This window comes from Methanolobus halotolerans (assembly GCF_004745425.1).
In the GTDB taxonomy this organism is placed as follows: Archaea; Halobacteriota; Methanosarcinia; order Methanosarcinales; family Methanosarcinaceae; genus Methanolobus; species Methanolobus halotolerans.
This window is the reverse complement of record NZ_PGGK01000015.1, coordinates 17,632-35,410: the sequence shown is the minus strand read 5'-3', so window position 1 is coordinate 35,410 and position 17,779 is coordinate 17,632. Positions and strand designations below refer to the sequence as shown.

General features: G+C 45.0%; 17 protein-coding genes and 1 pseudogene. 8 read left to right on the top strand and 10 right to left on the bottom strand.

The window, feature by feature from the left end; translation table 11 throughout:
- Window positions 1-251 precede the first annotated feature (251 nt).
- The 5 genes from CUN85_RS11115 to CUN85_RS11105 form a co-directional block, all read right to left on the bottom strand.
- Window positions 252-1,850 (bottom strand): sodium:solute symporter family protein, encoded by a 1,599-nt coding sequence (locus tag CUN85_RS11115; RefSeq protein ID WP_135390390.1) that lies wholly within the window; start codon window positions 1,848-1,850, stop codon window positions 252-254.
- Window positions 1,850-2,014: a symporter small accessory protein gene (locus tag CUN85_RS13055; protein WP_167848865.1), complete on the bottom strand. Its 165-nt coding sequence runs from the start codon at window positions 2,012-2,014 to the stop codon at window positions 1,850-1,852. Before CUN85_RS13055 ends, CUN85_RS11115 begins: the two co-directional genes overlap by 1 nt.
- 174 nt (window positions 2,015-2,188) lie before the next feature.
- Entirely contained in the window at window positions 2,189-3,775 is a 1,587-nt protein-coding gene (locus CUN85_RS11110; RefSeq protein WP_135390389.1) for a sodium:solute symporter family protein, read from the bottom strand.
- Window positions 3,775-3,897: a symporter small accessory protein gene (locus CUN85_RS13595; RefSeq protein WP_328591276.1), complete on the bottom strand. Its 123-nt coding sequence runs from the start codon at window positions 3,895-3,897 to the stop codon at window positions 3,775-3,777. Before CUN85_RS13595 ends, CUN85_RS11110 begins: the two co-directional genes overlap by 1 nt.
- Window positions 3,898-4,066: 169 nt before the next feature.
- On the bottom strand, window positions 4,067-4,936 hold the full coding sequence (locus CUN85_RS11105; RefSeq protein ID WP_135390388.1) for a class I SAM-dependent methyltransferase: 870 nt from the start codon (window positions 4,934-4,936) through the stop codon (window positions 4,067-4,069).
- Between the two features lie 239 nt (window positions 4,937-5,175).
- Between CUN85_RS11105 and CUN85_RS11100 the strand changes: the two genes are divergently transcribed.
- The 4 genes and pseudogenes from CUN85_RS11100 to CUN85_RS11085 all read left to right on the top strand — a co-directional run bounded on the left by CUN85_RS11100 (window position 5,176) and on the right by CUN85_RS11085 (window position 9,414).
- Window positions 5,176-5,406 carry a thioredoxin family protein gene (locus CUN85_RS11100; protein ID WP_135390387.1) on the top strand — a complete coding sequence of 77 codons (231 nt, stop codon included), beginning with the start codon at window positions 5,176-5,178 and terminating at the stop codon, window positions 5,404-5,406.
- Between the two features lie 55 nt (window positions 5,407-5,461).
- A pseudogene (locus tag CUN85_RS13590) lies at window positions 5,462-5,706 on the top strand (putative zinc-binding protein).
- 388 nt (window positions 5,707-6,094) lie between these two features.
- Window positions 6,095-8,119, top strand: coding sequence for a DUF4396 domain-containing protein (locus CUN85_RS11090; protein WP_135390386.1), 2,025 nt, complete (start codon window positions 6,095-6,097; stop codon window positions 8,117-8,119).
- Window positions 8,116-9,414: a cell wall-binding repeat 2 family protein gene (locus CUN85_RS11085; protein ID WP_205804440.1), complete on the top strand. Its 1,299-nt coding sequence runs from the start codon at window positions 8,116-8,118 to the stop codon at window positions 9,412-9,414. Before CUN85_RS11090 ends, CUN85_RS11085 begins: the two co-directional genes overlap by 4 nt.
- Before the next feature lie 55 nt (window positions 9,415-9,469).
- Here the strand turns inward: CUN85_RS11085 and CUN85_RS11080 are convergent, their stop codons facing one another.
- The 3 genes from CUN85_RS11080 to CUN85_RS11070 all read right to left on the bottom strand — a co-directional run bounded on the left by CUN85_RS11080 (window position 9,470) and on the right by CUN85_RS11070 (window position 12,429).
- Window positions 9,470-10,732 (bottom strand): PGF-pre-PGF domain-containing protein, encoded by a 1,263-nt coding sequence (locus CUN85_RS11080; protein WP_135390385.1) that lies wholly within the window; start codon window positions 10,730-10,732, stop codon window positions 9,470-9,472.
- 277 nt (window positions 10,733-11,009) lie between these two features.
- The gene (locus tag CUN85_RS11075; RefSeq protein WP_135390384.1) at window positions 11,010-11,717 is read right to left on the bottom strand and encodes a type 1 glutamine amidotransferase; all 708 of its coding nucleotides are present in this window, start codon (window positions 11,715-11,717) and stop codon (window positions 11,010-11,012) included.
- A gap of 172 nt (window positions 11,718-11,889) precedes the next feature.
- Entirely contained in the window at window positions 11,890-12,429 is a 540-nt protein-coding gene (locus CUN85_RS11070) for an O-acetyl-ADP-ribose deacetylase (protein ID WP_135390383.1), read from the bottom strand.
- A 119-nt stretch (window positions 12,430-12,548) separates the two neighbouring features.
- Here CUN85_RS11070 and CUN85_RS11065 point away from each other — a divergent pair, with 119 nt between their 5' ends.
- The 4 genes from CUN85_RS11065 to CUN85_RS11055 all read left to right on the top strand — a co-directional run bounded on the left by CUN85_RS11065 (window position 12,549) and on the right by CUN85_RS11055 (window position 15,051).
- On the top strand, window positions 12,549-14,003 hold the full coding sequence (locus CUN85_RS11065; RefSeq protein WP_135390382.1) for an aminoacyl-histidine dipeptidase: 1,455 nt from the start codon (window positions 12,549-12,551) through the stop codon (window positions 14,001-14,003).
- Window positions 14,004-14,132: 129 nt separating this feature from the next.
- Window positions 14,133-14,279, top strand: coding sequence for a DUF523 domain-containing protein (locus CUN85_RS13550; RefSeq protein ID WP_268921640.1), 147 nt, complete (start codon window positions 14,133-14,135; stop codon window positions 14,277-14,279).
- A 44-nt stretch (window positions 14,280-14,323) separates the two neighbouring features.
- Window positions 14,324-14,542 carry a hypothetical protein gene (locus CUN85_RS13545; protein ID WP_268921639.1) on the top strand — a complete coding sequence of 73 codons (219 nt, stop codon included), beginning with the start codon at window positions 14,324-14,326 and terminating at the stop codon, window positions 14,540-14,542.
- A gap of 299 nt (window positions 14,543-14,841) precedes the next feature.
- Window positions 14,842-15,051 carry a DUF1722 domain-containing protein gene (locus CUN85_RS11055; protein ID WP_135390381.1) on the top strand — a complete coding sequence of 70 codons (210 nt, stop codon included), beginning with the start codon at window positions 14,842-14,844 and terminating at the stop codon, window positions 15,049-15,051.
- Window positions 15,052-15,225: 174 nt separating this feature from the next.
- On the opposite strand, the gene CUN85_RS11050 is transcribed toward CUN85_RS11055, so the two are convergent.
- Both CUN85_RS11050 and CUN85_RS11045 read right to left on the bottom strand, forming a co-directional pair.
- Window positions 15,226-15,654: a DUF4878 domain-containing protein gene (locus CUN85_RS11050; protein WP_135390380.1), complete on the bottom strand. Its 429-nt coding sequence runs from the start codon at window positions 15,652-15,654 to the stop codon at window positions 15,226-15,228.
- A gap of 236 nt (window positions 15,655-15,890) precedes the next feature.
- Window positions 15,891-17,621, bottom strand: a complete 1,731-nt coding sequence (locus CUN85_RS11045) for a thiamine pyrophosphate-binding protein (RefSeq protein WP_135390379.1) — start codon at window positions 17,619-17,621, stop codon at window positions 15,891-15,893.
- Between the last annotated feature and the right edge of the window lie 158 nt (window positions 17,622-17,779).

Sequence of the window (17,779 nt, the reverse complement as noted above, 5' to 3'; positions counted from 1 at the left end):
TTTCCCTATTCGGAGGTCCTATGGTTAGGTTTATATTTCATCATGTCGAAAGTACCTTAGGCAAAAGTCGATTATAATTATAGAAAACATATATCCCCTCTAGTTCTCGTCATATGACTTTTGCCTTCCTCAAAATTCGCTTTTTTAAATTGTTCCATAGTTCAATTCCAGCGATTTTATCTATTTTAGTGTATAACAAATTCTAAATAAATATATATAAAATTAAAAAAGACAATGGGTTTTTATGCCCATTAATTCTTGATCTCTCTTTCAAAGCACTTCTCAAGGTGTTCAACTGGTATTGGCTTTGTTGCCAGGCTCACGACTATAGCAGTAATTATGGCCAGGGGTGTGGCTACGAGTATCGGGTCCACTACTGTCCATGTGCCGGTGAGCAGTGTAGCTTTTCCGAAGAGCGCCTGACTGATACCAAGAGGTACCGCTTCTTTTGCATGCACGAACCCGAGCCAGAACAGGCTGGCGAATGTTCCTACCAGTAAGCTGGCGATAGCGCCTTCTCTTGTCATACGCTTCCAGAAAAGTGCTCCTGTGTACATCGGCAGGAATGCAGCAGCGCAGAGCCCGAAGAATATTGCCGTGGCAGTTGCAATTATGCTGGGTGGCAGGGCATATGCAAGCACGACACTTGCAAGGATGGTAAGGGCTATGGAGATCCTGGTGACATTTATTGTCTGCCCGAGCTCTCCCTTTTTAATGAATTCACGATAGAAATCATGTCCTATAGCCGTTCCCATAGTATGGAACTGGGAGCTCAGTGTCGACATCGCTGCAGCAAGCAAGGTAAGCATGAACAGAACGACAAAGATACCCGGCATAGCACTATTGATGTATTGAGGCATTATCAGGTCTGTATTCCCGCCTGCAACTGCAACAGATATCTGTCCCAGATTGTCGAAGAAGTAAACATTGGAAAGTGCACCGACTGTGAAAGCCACGCCCGTCATCATAAGGATAAAGGGTCCTCCAACAAGTACGGCCCTGTTGAGAGCTTTATCGTTCTTGACTGTCATGAACCTGACTGCAAGCTGGGGCTGTGCAAGTACTCCGATCCCCACTCCAAGTACAAGTGTTGATACAAGGGTCCACCAGATAGGTGATCCTAAAGCAGGCATAGATGCCCATCCGAGGTGGCCTCCGGCAGCAAGACTTTCCGGAACCATGCCGTTCATTGCCGTAAGTGCCGTATGTGCAGCATTGATACCGCCCAGCTCGATATAGGTGAAGACGATAAGGAATGCCATCCCGATGAACATAAGACTTCCCTGCAAGGCATCGGTATACATAACTGCAATAAGTCCGCCTGTTATAACATAGGCAGCAACAATAATAGTAAGAATAAGTACGGCAACATCGTAATTTATATTAAGTGTCGCTTCAACGAACCTTGCACCGCCGATCAGAACAATACCTGCGTAAAGGGGCATGAATATGCCTATGAGAGCCCCGGAGAACCCCTGTATGAAACGGGACTGGTATCTTTTGCCAAGCAGTTCCGGGAATGTGACCGCATTCAGCTTCAAACCCATCCGGCGGGTACTCTTGCCGAATATCACAAACGCTATGAATATGCCTACCACGATATTCATAAAGGCCAGCCAGAGCAAGCCCATACCAAGGGCACCTGCGGCACCACCAAATCCTATTATTGCAGATGTGCTTATAAACGTAGCTCCGTATGAAACAGCCAGGATATAGGGGTGGATCTTCCTGCCTGCAACCATGTAGTCCTCGGTCATTTTCGTTTTCTTGTATCCAAGCCATCCTAAATAGAAAATGACCATTAAGTAGATCAGTACGATAATTCCGAGAACAGGTGTGCTTACTGGCATCAGTAAACCTCTTCATCCGATCTGCCAGATGCTCTTACTGTGCTGCAGATCTCCTCGTCCTGTCCATCATTCCATTTCAATGCGCCATATATTATGCATCCGATCGCACTTAAAAAACAAAGGATGTAAGCTACCCATATCTGGGGGTCATCGATTCCAAGCATTTTTCATCTCCTTTTTATTAATATTAAATCATGATGTTTTCTCTGTGTTATGTGTTATCACGCACCACTATTTAAATCTATGGAAACAGCATTTGATATAACCACTATGAGACGGGCCGAAATAACAGAGATGCTATTTAAAAAAGGTTAAAAGGCAGTTGCCTGCCGGTAAAGTTATTTTTGAAAGCACATCTCAATATGTTCCTGCGAATCCGGCTTTGTTGCCAGGCTTACGACTATCGCAGTAATTATGGCAAGAGGCGTGGCTACGAGTATCGGATCCACTAATGTCCATGTGCCTGTAAGTATTGTGTCCACGCCGAACAAGGCTCTGCTAATGCCCAGTGCGCTTGCTTCTTTGGCATGTACAAAAGTGAGCCAGAAAATACTGCCGAAAGTTCCTACTAGCAGACTTGCCGTTGCTCCTGATCTGTTCATGCGTTTCCAGAAGAGTGCTCCTGTGTACATTGGCAAAAAAGCTGCAGCGCAGAGTCCAAAGAATATCGCTGTTGCCCTTGCGATTATTCCTATCGGGAGTATATATGCGAGCACAACACTTATCAGAATCGTTATTGCAATTCCTACTCTTGTTATGCTTATTGTTTTGGTGGTCTTTCCTTTCATCACGAACTCCCTGTAGAAATCATGCCCAATGGCTGTTCCCATAGTATGGAACTGGGAGCTCAGTGTTGACATGGCTGCTGCGAGCAATGTCAGAAGGAAGAAAACCACAAAGTAGTCAGGCATTGCACTATTGATATATTCCGGTATGATAAGGTCGATATTCCCGCCTGCAGCATCCAGTGAGATCATTCCTCTGGTATCAAGGAAATAGACGTTTGAAAGTGCACCCACGATGTAGGCGACCCCTGCCATCATGAATATGAAAGGTCCTCCTGAGAGCACAGCCCTTTTGAGCGAGCGTGTGTTCCTCACAGTCATGAACCTGACTGCAAGCTGGGGTTGTGCAAGCACGCCTATGCCGACTCCAAGTATGATCGTAGACACCAGTGTCCACCAGATGTCCGATCCGAATTCGGGCATTGAGGTCCATCCGGTATGACCGATGGCTGCCAGGTTCTCAGGTACGAGATAGGCCATGCTTGTAAGTGACTGGTGTGCTTCCACCACTCCTCCAAGTCTTGAATATGTGAGAACGAAAAGAATGATCATCCCGATGAACATAAGCCCTCCCTGGAGGGCATCGGTATACATAACTGCGATAAGTCCGCCTGTTATAACGTAAGCTGCTACTATAATTGCAAGAATGAGTACTGCATTGTTATATTGGATATTAAGGGCTGTTTCCATGAAACGTGCTCCTCCGATGAGCACACTCCCTGCATACAGAGGCATGAAAACTGTGATAAGTGCACCGGAAAAGCCCTGGATGAAACGGGACTGGAACCTTCTTCCGATAAGTTCCGGGAAGGTAACTGCTCCAAGGTTAACTCCCATACGCCTGGTCCTTGAACCGAAAAGCACGAATGCTATGAATATGCCTACAAAGATGTTCATAAAAACAAGCCATAGTACACCCATACCGAACGCTCCGGCATACCCTCCAAAGCCTATGATAGCAGAGGTGCTTATGAATGCTGCGCCGTAGGACAGTGCCAGGACAAGGGGGTTTATCTTGCGACCTGCCAGCATATAGTCATCTGTGTCTTTGGTCTGTTTATATCCCAGCCATCCCAGATAGAATACTATTATCATGTAAATGAGCACAGCAATACCAAGTATTGATGTATCTACCGCCATCAGCAAGCCTCCTCATCCTGTCCGTCATTCCATTTGATTGCGCCATATATTATACACCCGATTGCACTCAGGAAACATAATACATATGCAATCCAAATTTGTGGGTCATCTATACCTAACATTTTTTTATCTCCTGAAAAATAAGAATGTTATTGGTTAGCAAGGGGCATACTTTAACCTTTCGATTCTGGTTTTTTTTCTGCTAAAATGTACGCAGTTTACCTCTTTGTCCCGTGTGTGCACGCAGGCTTTAGATTATCGGGCGCAGAAGCACCCGATTTTTCCTCTTGCCTATTTTGCGACTTTTGCTTCAATAAAGGCAGCCTTGCTGATGTTAATGGAATCTGCAGAAAACCCGGCTTCTTCAAAGAGTTTTATCCAGTCGCTTCCTTCTCTCTTTGTGCCATGATGGTGGTCCAGAGGTTCGGCTGCAAGTACCTTTCCTCCGTCTGCAAGTACTCTTTTGATCTCTTCAAGGGCTCTGGGAATATCATCCAGGTGATGCAACATGAAAAAGCATGTCACAGTATCAAATTTATTGCTTTCGTAAGGTAGTTTGTAAACACTGGTGGCTTCGAACCGGACATTATCTATATTATAGATATCTGCATTCAAACGGCACTGCCTTATCATTCCCTTCTGGATGTCGATTCCGAGGACACTGGCTGAAGGATGTTGCTTTGCTATTTCCATGCTTGCGGCCCCGAGGCCGCATCCAACATCAAGGATATTACTTCCCCTGATGAGTGGTATGACTTCGGAAAAGACTGTTCTTTTGAGCTTATCCATTCCCTGAATTGGAAAACTTGCTTCCGGATGATCAAACTCTGTGTATGGGGCTATCCCGTAGACTGCTGAGTTGTTTGTGGCAAGCAGACCCTTGAAATATAGCTTGTTGCTAGTATGTTTCACAAGTTTGACAACGGAAACTCCGATTTCCCTGGAAAATCTTTTGTTCCACTCATCCCTTTTCTGTGAAAATTCCATGTCCAGAGGATCATGGACTACGATATAATGTGTATATTCTTCAAATATGTATGATGATGCCTGAACATGCTTATCAAGCTCTATCTCACTGACTGCTTCCTTCCACAATGAAAGCAGTTCCATTGTCTCTTCATCTGCAAAATTGATCACTTTTCCTATAGATTTGAACGACATATGTCCTGATTTGTTTTAGAGGTTTAAATGGTTTAGTATTTCAAAAACATTTGAAACCACAAATTATATATACAGTTTCAACATTATTTGAAACATTGGATCCTTAAAGAGGGGATACTGATAGCTCAGCATACATGTGAATAATAAAGCTACCATCTGTTGAAATGACGAATATACTATACAAGGTATTAATCAAACATTGATCAAGATATAATCTAACTTAAATAAGAGGTGTAAGTATGAAAATAGAAATTCTGGGTTCTGGTTGTGCTAAGTGCAAGAAGACAAAGGAGATAGTCGGACAGGCGGTAGCTGAAACCGGCACCGATGCTGAGATTGTGAAAGTGGAAGACATGGATACGATCCTCTCCTATGGTGTGATGCTGACTCCGGGTGTCGTTGTGGATGGCGATGTGAAGATTGCAGGCAAGGTCCCGACTGTCGATAGCGTCAAAAAATGGATATCCTGAAAGAAGATGCTAATCATGGCTGAAAAAGTAAAAATGTTCATGCGGGTCTGATAGCATAGGCATATTTCCCTGTGAATGTGCATCTAATGTAGGACAGCTGAGTAATGCTCTTGCTGTAGAACTGCATAAAAAGGGTGTCGGCAATATGATGTGCACGGCAGGCATTGGTGGCCGAAGGTCCGGATTGCTGAGATTGCTGAAGGGTGTGAACGAATCATAGTAATTGATGGCTGTCCGGTCAACTGTGCAAAGGTTATCAGGGAACAGGCAGTATTAATGTTGATAGCCACATCCTTCTGACAGATTATGGCATACAGAAGAACAAGAATCTGGACCTTGAGACCTCACAGGTAAAAGAAGTCCTGTCAAAAATTCAAGAAGAACTTTGATAGATCCTGACATACTTTCGTACACCAATTTCGGGATAACACCGGGTTGCAGAATTAAAGGGCTAAAAATATCTTTCTACATTTTTGTGATACTGTATTCTCTAACTCCAAATGATCGCGCTTAGCTGGCGAGATAGTCAATTTCGACATATTCAATTCGCTAAGAAAGGTACTGTTAGAATTAATGCTTTATACAATGTTTATCAAACACTTTACAGTAAACTGATAAATCGTAACTGAAGGCTGCCTGAATCGGGGAGTGAATTGAATGGCAGCCAAAATCTATATGGGGGCAAGATATGGTCGAAGGGAATAGTCATACCAGGAGTGATGACTCTGAATCAATTGGAAAAAGCAGTATTTTTACGTCAAAATCTCTTTTAATTACTTTAATAGGGATAATTCTTGGTGGACTTGTTTTCGGGCTCATAGGATATTCTGCAGAGAACAGCATAATTCCGTTTCCACGGCTTGAACCCCTTTTTGCAGCACCTTACATCACAGTTACGATCTTCCTGATAATATTTGGTGCAGGTCTTGGCGGACTTATAGGCTCGCTGATCTCTGCTGAGAATGTACGAAGGACTGACGGCACAAAAGACGGACAGGAACAGAACGTGAATAAATGGATCAGCTGGATAATTGCGGTGCTGGTAGTTGCAGTGATCCTCAGTGCCACAGGATACATCTGGGTCCTTTCGGCAGCTTACGGGAACGGAGCCGATCAGGACACGCGTATAGGGTACACTCTCAAGAACGTACAGAGAGTGCCCGGAGATACACCGGCTCAGGTGGGGAACTACATGACACAGATGTTCTCACCCCCTGCACTGGAAATGTCTGCAGATCCCCTCGCGGCCGCAGTGATGGCACCTATGGCTTCAGAAAGGGATCAGATCCTGGTATATGATGCCGAAGGGGCTGAACCGGCTGACACGAACGCACTTGCAGAGGAGTCCTTATCACTTCTGGGTGACAGCCCTTTCATTGTAGTTGTTTCAGCGGATGAACCCGCTTATGCTTTGCCTGCAGCATATGCGGCAGCGTATTTCAGGGTACCGGTGGTACCTGTGGAGGAAGGTTTGATTCCCCGGAGTCTGCAGGAAGCACTCGGGAATGGTGCTGAGAATGCTGCCAGTGAAAAACTGATACTTGTAGCTGCTCCGGAAAGTCTGCTTACGGACAGTTCTCTTGAGGAACTGGGAGTTTACGGGGAAGTAAACCGGGTAGCAGATGAGAACATCTACAAGCATTCCCTGATATGGGCAAGAAGCCGCTGGGGTAACTTCGGATGGGGCATGGATGAGTCATACCATTTCGATGGATATTATAACTTCGTACTTGCAAACCCGGAAACACCTGAGTTTGCTGCAGCAGGGTTACCGATGGCATACCAGGGAAATTACGGACCCTTGTTGTACACCGAAGCAGGAGACCTGAATGATTATGTGGATCAATATTTTTGGAGGCTGTCCCCTGATTTCTTCGATTTCCCTTCGGATGGCCCCTTCATGAATGTCAGAGTTGTGGGAGGGCCGGAAAGTGTGAGCTACAACGCACAGGCAAGGGCTGATCTCGGACTTGAGGTTCACTCCTTCAAGGACCAGGTAACAGGCATGAGTGGACTTGCTTTTCTTGGATGGTCCTGGTTCGTGATAGGACTTTTCGGAGCCGTGTGGGCTCTGTTCATCATGCCAAAACGCCTGCCTTATAGCTCCTACTACCCAAGGCTCTACTGGCCAATGGCGATCCTGGTGCTCGGGCCGGTGGGTGTCCTGGCTTTTCTGCTTTCCTATCATGAAAGACCCATAACTTCCGGACCTATGCCAAAGTTCACCCGTCCTCCATGGGCAAGAGCAGTATCGGCCACGATAATGAGCTTGGGCTTTGGGATGTCCTTTATGATAGCTTCCATGTACCTCTTCCAGTTCTTCGGCCTGCCTCTAATGAGAACTTTTGAATTCACATCGGTATACTGGCTGGGTTCCCCGATGACAACTATCATGTGGATTGTGATGGTGATTCCCGCAATCATACTTTCATCCCTATTCTACATGGGACCTATGATGGCTGACATGCATGGGACGGGCTACCTCAAAGGATTCAGAAAAGCGCTTCCTATAGTAATTGTCTCAATGGTCAGTGCTTCTGTAGGTATGTTCACGGTCGCCTGGTATGTCATGATGTGGCGGGGCTGGATGACCAACGAGAATCTATGGCTATGGGTAACTCCTCTATGGGTTGCTTCGGCTGCTGGCTTCTTTGTGGCCCTGATACCGAATTACTTAATGGTTAGATCAGGATGGAAGGAGGGGGAAATGTGATCAGGCCGATCTACACTTTGCTTGCAGTGGTGATTCTTACACTTCTTATGATACTGGGTTATGTATCAATGTGGGAGTCCTCAGGGGAACCTCTTGATGCAAGTACCATGCAGAATGAGGAACTGCTCCGATTAACAGGTTCTACGGCCAGGCTTTCAGGTGAGGACTATCTCAGCACCACAACAGCATATTCCCAGGCAATCTATGCCTCCGCCCAGGATAAGGACAGGCCAGGTGCTGTGGTCCTTGTCAGGGATGATGACCCGGCAGCTGCAATTACGACAACACGTCTGCAGCACTTCCCGGTTAATGCACCAATGCTGTTCGTCACCGGGAATGACACAACGATACCCACTGAGACCAGGGACGAACTTGAGCGTCTTAAGCCCGAAGGGGTAATGATGGATAATAATGTGCAGGTGTATATAGTGGGAGACATTGATCGGAGTGTGGCAGAAGAAATCAGGAATATGGATATGAAACCCCGTACCATATATGCATCAGACGCTATTGAGCTTACTGAAGCGGTGGACGAGTATATCGCAGTCCTTGAATCCAATCACAGGCAGATAGTCTTTATCGCTTCTACGGATGCCCTAGAATATGCATACCCTGCATCGAACTGGAACGCACATCAGGGTGATGCTTTTGCCTATGTGACTCCCGAAGGGGTGCCGGATGAGACACGCAGGATGCTTGAGAAACGCTGGCCCTACTATCCTTACATATATGTGTTCGCTCCGTCATCTGTTGTTGATGATGAGACTATGGCAGATCTTTCTCAATATGGCCATGTACAGCGCATTCCCGGCGAGACACCTCAGGAGATGGCGGTCAGGTGGGCAGGATACAAGGACAGTGGGCACAGGACATCCTGGTATGTGGGATTCAGGCCCAGGAGCGTGGGCTGGGGCTATGCGGAGCCGGGGCATAATATGCTGCTTGCAGACCCCGACGACTGGAGGGTCATAATACCAAGCGGAGTACTGTCACATATGGGAAAACATGGTTTCCTTCTCATGACGGAATCCGGGGGAGGACTCCCGGATACCATGAGATCTTATCTGCAGGTTATTAAGCCCGAACCGATATATCCTTCTCAGCAGGTGTTCAACTTTGCATGGATACTTGGAGGGGAAGTCAGTGATGAAACCGTGCAGGAACTTGATATTCTGCTTGAGGTTTCCGCACAGGATACCGCTGGTAACGACACCGCTTCGAACAATAACACAGAAACTCCGGATAGTTCCAATAGTAATGCGACAAATCTGACCAACAATAGTAGTATAGCATGAGTCACAGGTTGCAATGCAACAATGTCAATGAAATAAGTTCTATCCTGGGGAAAGTTCACTCTTTCCTCAGGATCGCTATTAAAATCAGAATTGTCATCAGCAACAACAATGTATTGCAGCCAAGTTTTTTAGTGTCATCTGCAATTTCACCTGTAATTGATCCCTGTTCTTCCAGAGCGTACACTTCGGCATTTTCATCCGTATCGATATCTCCGTCCGGTAGAACAACTTCATTGTCCCGTTTAATGGATGAAGATGTCCCGAAGGCGGTGATTGCAAACGGTGAAAACCCGGGTGTTCTGGCTTCAAAGAGAACAGAATCGGTATTTTCTCCGACAATATTTGTTTCCAGTTCATTCCATTTACCTTCACTGAACCGGTTCATGCGGATAAGGTCAGCATCAATGCCATTACCTGCCAGCCATTCTTTCGGAACACTAAAACCAATCACAGCTCCCTCTATATTTTCTTCGGTTGCGTATCCCTGTTTTCCTACCCATATATTGATATGTCTGTAGACTTTTCCCGGAGGAGTGTCTGTAACAGTTACCGAAGTATCTTTCAGGACCTCGATAGTACTTGTGATCTGGCCTGCGGTTTTAACGGAATGGTAGGAAATAGAATTGACAGGATTCCCCTGTTCATTGAACACGTAGGATATGTCCATATCACTGAGGACATAGACACTCTTTACCTCTTTAAGATCGATGTTCCCGACGTCCTCCGATGTATCGGAACCTCCGCTGCCGGAGCTTGATTCAGGTTTTTCTACATTAGGATCTTTCCCGTTCGTGGAACTGATGATCGTAATTCTTTTGCTTTCAACGGTGACAGGAATGGCCTGTCCTTCGGAGTTGCTCAATATCACATTTGAAAGGCACAGATCCGAGTAACCTGTCCGGTCACCGCTGGTGAACTCGACCTCCGTAAAAATACCGCCCTCATCTATCTGACTTCCTCCCTTTATCACTGCATACAGACCGTTGATTGTCCCTGCCTGGTTATCGATCGTCCCGTCATTGAAGATGTACAGAATCTGCTCATTTCCGAATAGTTCCCCTTCCATAACATTGCTTGCTTTTATCAATGAGTTATCGAAATCTATGTTCAATTGTGCGCCGACAAAAGTAGTTTCAGGTTCGATACTGACATAGACGCTGAAATTCTGATTGGTCTGTACTGTCGGGCTCGAGGGAGCGATGCTCACGACGGTTTCAGCAAATGCCGGCAGTGAACCCCACATTAAACATATGATCGTAACAGCAGTTATAAGAAATGCGGTCCTTCCTGCTAACACATTATTTTTATGTTCCTGCATCCGTACACCTTTTAATCTTACGGAATATAATATGACAATAATTATATTTATATATATTTATTAGGACATGTGTATAAAAAAGCTCCTGTTTTTCATTCATGTCTCGCAGCCCTCATTCTGCAACATGGAATGTCCTTGCCGGCATATCGGTGTAACGTATGACTTCCCTGTTATTCAATAAATTATAAGGTCTTCAAGGTCATCGGTTATGTACCCCCGTACGATAAGTCTGTCAGTCTTCAACGAACCTAGTATTTTCAAGGTCACTTCCCCATTTTCATATAAGTCCGGCTATATGAAGAAAATTTGTGAATAGCTTTTCAGCATTATCCCTGTACTCTTCATGGATAATCCTGAAATCGTTCCTGATATCATCGCCATTAAGCGTTTTCAGATCCTGATCGGTTTTAAGCCACATATCCAGCATATGAGATGTCAGTTCAAAATGCCCCTGAAATCCGTAAGCATTATTTCCGACCTTCACTACCTGGTCCCTGCAGAACTTCCCGGTGGCAAGCAACTCCATTTCATCGGTAATGACAACAGTTTCTCCATGCAGGTGGAATATTTTAAGGGAACTTTCCAGCCCTTTTAAGAGACTTTCTTTTTCTCTGCCTGGGCACACATCGATTTTAAAATATTCACTATCAGGACCTTTAAAACCAACTTCTTTAATATCGTTTTTGCGGACCTTGCCTCCACATGCTTTTACAAGGACCTGCATTCCCAGGCATATTCCCATATACGGTATTCCGTTCTCGACAGCTTTCCTGACCTTCTTAAGTTCATCGTTCATCTTTTCAGTGCTGTCATTGGCACTGTCCGGACCACCAAATACAAGAACAGCAGCATATTTCTGCGGATCAGGAAAAATTTCACCGGAGTCAAGGTCAATGATATCATACAGGATCCGGTTAACATCCATAATATCCTTAAGGATGCCTGGCCCTTCTTCTGGAATGTTTTTGACCACTAACACTTTCATATACCTTAAAAGAAAAAGCTTTCATAAATATTTTTTTAAGGATCTCTCTTAATGCCCTGTTTACAATATGGAAATGAAGGAAACGTGCAACTGATAAATGATCAAAAGGAAAACCCGAAGAAATTGTGCAACCTCAGCATCCAATGCTAATATTCCACAACTGATGTTACTGTTAACTGAAGATATTGCTCACAGCATTGGAGTAATAGGAATATGCTGATTCACTGAAACAAATAAGCCTGATGTCTGTCAGCAGATCATTGCCCGCTATAAATCCTTTTATGGTATTAACAGCGATAATCGAAGCTCTATCAACAGGGAAACCGTAGGCTCCGATACTAATTCCCGGGAAGGCTATACTATTGACATCATGCCCGGCTGCGAGCTCAAGGCAATTCCGGTAACAATTTGCGAGCAACAGATCTTCTTCTGCGTTTCCTCCCTGCCACACAGGGCCAACAGTATGTATAACCCATTTTGCGGGAAGCCAATAACCCTGGGTTATCCGCGCCTCGCCTGTAGGACATTCGCCAAGCGTTCTGCACTCTTCAAGAAGCCCGGGGCCTGCAGCTAAATGTATTGCACCATCAACTCCTCCCCCGCCAAGCAGGGAATTATTTGCTGCGTTGACGATTGCATCTACTTCCTGCTCTACTATATCCCCTCGGATCACGCTTATACAATCACAGGTTTTCACGGTCTCAGCTCCCATTCCTCCATTGTATTACCAGTACCTGTTCCACAGATATATTATTTATCACTCATTCCTGGTGAGGAATCCTTTAAGAGTATTAAAATGCAAATAAGATTCTGGGACAAAAGATGAGAAATATGGACCGTGTCACACAGGAAATACTTGACTTGCTGGAAGAGATTAACTGTGTTCCCAGATGTTCGGGGCATGAGGAAAAAATCGCTAACTGGCTGAAAGAATGGTCTTTAGCCAACGGCCTCAACGTAAAGTTCGACAGTGTCAACAACATCCTTATCAGAGTGCCTGCTTCAAAGAGATATGAAAGATCACCTGTTATTGTGATACAGGGCCACATGGACATGGTATGTGAAAAGGATCCGGATTCTTCACATGATTTCACAAGGGACCCGATTGAACAGTATATTGAAGGTGACTGGCTCAAAGCCAGAGGTACTACCCTTGGTGCTGATAACGGGTTTGCTCTTGCCCTCGCACTGGTGCTTGCGAAGGATAAAGATCTGCCTCATCCTCCTTTGGAGTTGCTCTTTACGGTCGATGAGGAAACCGGTCTTACTGGTGCCAATGAACTGATGCCGGATTTCATTTCCGGGAAGATATTACTTAATCTTGATTCGGAGGATGAGGGTGTGTTCATTATCGGCTGTGCAGGCGGACTGAACACGAACATACGCATTGCTCTGGAATACACACCTGTTCCCGAAGGTCACATTCTATGCAGGATGACCGTTGGCGGGCTGGCTGGTGGTCATTCTGGTGTGGACATACACGAGAAAAGAGCCAATGCCAACAAACTCCTGGCAACAAGTCTTGACACTCTGCTTGCGAGTTTTGATATTTATTTGATTAATATTGAAGGTGGCTCGGCTCATAATGCCATTCCACGCCATGCAGAGGCGTTGTTTGCAATTTCTCAGGATGAATATGAAAATGCCCTCTCAGTCATCCGGGATATTGAAAAAGGTGCAAGGCTTGATTATCGTGAGAATGACCCCTTGTTATCTATAGGACTTACACAACAGGCGGACAAGGATGTAAATACTTCACTGAAAAAAGACCTGGCAAAAAAGATCATCGACCTTTTGGTACAATTGCCTGATGGTGTTGCAAGGATGTCGGAGGATGTGCCAGGGCTTGTGGAAACATCAAACAACCTTGCAACCATGAGGATGGAGGATGAATATCTTGCTATCATATCCACTCAGCGCAGTTCTGCAGATGCGGGGCTGTCTGAAATAACGAAAGAGATAGAAGATATCTCAAGTTCAGCAGGTGCTATTGTCCTTCACAATGGCGGTTATCCTGCATGGCAGCCGGATATTGATTCGTCTCTTCTGCAGCGATCTAAGAAAATCTATATGGAGACTTTCGGTGAACAAGCACGTACCGAAGTAATACATGCCGGGCTTGAATGTGCTGTCATAGGTTCGAAGTTCCCGGATATGGATATGATATCCTTCGGGCCTACGATCAAGAACCCTCATTCTCCGGATGAAAGACTGCACATTCCATCCGTATTGAAATTGTGGAAGTTCCTGACAGCTCTTTTAGCTTCTTTTTCCGGAAATTACTAATCTTCTAACAAGAGAAATACAAGGACATCATATCACATATAGGGCAATTAGGGACATGGGAACAACAAAAGACTTTCAGGATTTCCCCGGCCAATAATACTTGTAAGCAAATGCCTTGATTTTGCTAGTGTGCGGTATAACGGTCAGGTGATCCATTCACGAATTGTCAGAGACCTTGAGCCTCTGGTCGATTTCATTAAAGTATGTCCTGAAGTTGAGATTGGCCTCGGGGTTCCTCGCGAACCCATAAGAATTGTGAAGGAACAAGGTATCTAGTCTGGTCCAGCCAAAGACAGTAAGGTAAAGACGTTACCGAAAAAATGAACGATTATTCAGAGAATTTCATACATCGGCTGGGTTATGTGGATGGTTTTGTATTCAAGTCCGGTTCTCCTACTATAGGTATCAGGAACGTTAAAGTATATTCCGTAACAGAGATGACACCGGTTATTGAAAAAGGTCCGGGTTTTTTTGCAAAAAAGATTCTTGCCAAGTACACAGGCTATCCTATGGAAGAGGATGACAGGTTACGTAACTAGAGGATACGTGATCATTTTCTGACCCAACTATATACATTTGCTGATCTCAGGCGTGTCAAAAGCTCCGGTTCACTGGAAGAACTAATAAAGTTCAATGAAAGGAACCATTTCCTGTTTTCTTTCTACAATAGCAATATTTACAGGAAAATGTGCGGGTTGATAAAACAAGCTGATTGCATCGGGTATGAAAGAACTTTTACGGCTTATCAGGCTTTATTCAAAGACCTTATGCAGAAACCCGGAAACCTTGGATCCAGGGCTGCTGTTGCACGATACATTGTATCCCGTTCGCCAGGTCCATGTCATCCTGCGAAAAAGAGCTCTTTGAGGATCTGCTTCGAAACTATATGGAGTGCAGGATAGACGAAGATGCACTTAAGGAAGTTCTCCGGCTCTATGTGCTCCATTATGATAGTGAGAATATCAATGATTATACCCTTTTATATCCTTATCCTGATATCCTCAGGATGCACTGTGATGAAAAAAGAGATGAGGATTACTGGAGTTAAAGGAATAGTCCTATTGAAGGTAAATTCAATTGCATTGATCAGTTTTATCTCTTCCAGTATAAGGCTGATACACTCATCTCTTATTGCCCTTTCTGCATGCATCACATGAAAAGTGTCTGCAAGTCAAAGCACCAAACTATGGAAATGAAAGTTTAATCCTCACTCTGCAATCGTTCAGGTAAGAGCATACGGGAATCTGGTTATTTTCCATTCGTCTTCCTGTTTTACCAGTTCTATCTGTTCTGTGACCTTCTCATACTCCGGCTCAATCTCAAAAAAATCCTTAAGTGAGAACTTTATAGCGACAGAGGATTCGTTTACAAGCACATCTACTACTGCAGCATCCTCACCAACGTATTCCTTTGTCACTTCTATGAACTCATACTTGTCAGGATTCGCATCCTTGCAAATATTCACGAAATCTGCAAGCCCTGTATCCTGCCTGTAGCTGGATGACATCAGGTCATAACAGGCATCATAGTTTCCTTGTTCGAACTGCAAAACGAAGTTTTCCACTGTTCTTGCCGGACTGCTGCCAATACCTGTACAACCTGCAGTCAGTATGACTGCCAGCAATATGCCTGCTATTATCGTTTTTTTCATAATTTACACCGAATTGAACTAATGTGTTTCGTTAAATGAGCTATGTAGGTAGCATATATGGGCCGTTTTCATCCAGACAGGACCGCCGGATACTTCCAATATCCTACAATACATAAAAATATTTCCAGAATTCTCCTTTATACCTGAGCATAAAGGATTTCTACAGGGTTGCTAAACGCTTTTTTTATAAATATTCTTTTCTATAAATGCACACTTATGATCTGCGGCAGATGGATTCAATCTTTCGTACCAGCAGATACCTGTTTAATATACGGTCCCAGGATCATATCCTTATAAGCTCCTCCTGCAGGGACCTTCGGGTACAGGATCTCTTCCCTGTCCGTGCAGACTTCCAGGAAACATGGCCCTTCTGAATTCAGAAATGCTTTCATGGCATTTTTCAGGTCGTTCCTGTCGTTTATTCTCTTTGCGTAACTGAAGCCAAATGATTCTGCAATTTCAGCGAAATGGACATCCTTTGTTCTCTGTGTTCCTGTCCTGGCACCTTCGTAGGCTGCATCCTGCAGATTCTGGACCATACCGTCGCTTCTGTTGTTCAGCATGAGTATCTTGACAGGCAGATCGAGTGATGCTATAGTATGCAATTCTCCAAGGTTCATTCTGAGACTGCCGTCGCCGTCTATGGCTATAACCCTCGCATCCGGGTTCGCATAATGGACACCAATGGATGTTGGCATGGAAAAGCCCATTGTGCCGAAGGACCCGGATGTCATGAAGGATTTTGCTTTCTGCATGGGCAGATGCTGGGCCGCCAGCATCTGGTGGTTACCGACACCTGTGGTTATCTTTGTGTTCCCGTCAACATAAGTTGCGAGCAGAGCCATGACCTCGGCGGATTGTATGTATCCGGATTCCCGGTTGTGATCAAGAGGCCAAGACCTTTTCAGAGATCTGGCACGTTCCTGCCACTCATGTATATCAAGTGTGATGTTGTGCTTTTTAGCGTAGTTCAGCAGGTCCCGGATAGCCGTGGCAGCATCGCCTATGAATGTGAACTTCGGGCCGCGTTCGATCTTTATCTGGTGCATTTTCTCAGGATTGATGTCAATGTAGGCTATGTCGGTACCTATTGCGAATCCGACCTTTTCCGCAACCCTGTCATCCCAGCGGACACCGATAGCGAAAAAGAAGTCATTCTCCTGAATCAGCATGTTTGCACAGGGTGTGCCGAACATTCCCAGCATTCCGAGATTGAGCTCATTCCTTGCATCAACGACACCTTTTGCCATGAGAGTATTAACTGAGGGTATCCCGAAATACTCATTGAATTTCCTGATTGCATGGCTTCCTGCTTCTGAGTTCAGGCCACCTCCAAGATAGAGAAGCGGTTTTTTGGAGTTAAGGAACATCTGGTAGAACTCTTCGCATTGCTCCTCGCACAGGTGCCTGTCATCGTGATAACTCTCCTCGAACCTCAGGACGTTCATATACTGGTATTCATGCATCTTCTGCTGTTTGTCCAGAGGAACATCTATGACTACAGGCCCTGGTTTTCCAGACATCGCATAGTAATAGGCGTCCTTGATTATTGCTTCGATGTTATCATCATTTGATAGCTGGATAACCTTCTTGGCTGCATCCCCGAAGACCCCTTTGACATTGATATGCTGGAATGAGTCGGTGCCTATCTTATGCTCGGGGACCTGCCCTGCAAAGACAAGCAGAGGGATGCTGTCACCAAAAGCATCTGCAACGCTTGTGAGAGTATTGGTAATGGCAGGTCCGGATGTGACCACGGCAACACCGACCTGATCGCTTGATCGCGAATACCCCGCCGCGCTGAATGCCGATGACTGCTCGTTGGAATTGACTACGATCTCAATATCGCTCTGCCGGAGAGCATGGAATACAGGGAGTATCGCTGCTCCGGTATAACCAAAGATATGTTTGACTCCCAGGTCCTCCAGACATTTAACTAAGATTTCTGCTCCATTCATTTCTTTCATTTAGATTCTCCGTGGAAAGAAACGATTCCGGCACAGGATACACTAATCAGTAAATTAACCAAAAACAGCGCGCTTGAGCCAGAAAAGTTTCTATTATCATGCTCAAGCGTGTAGCACTACCACTACTACAGATACATTGCATAAAGTGTGAGTTGTGG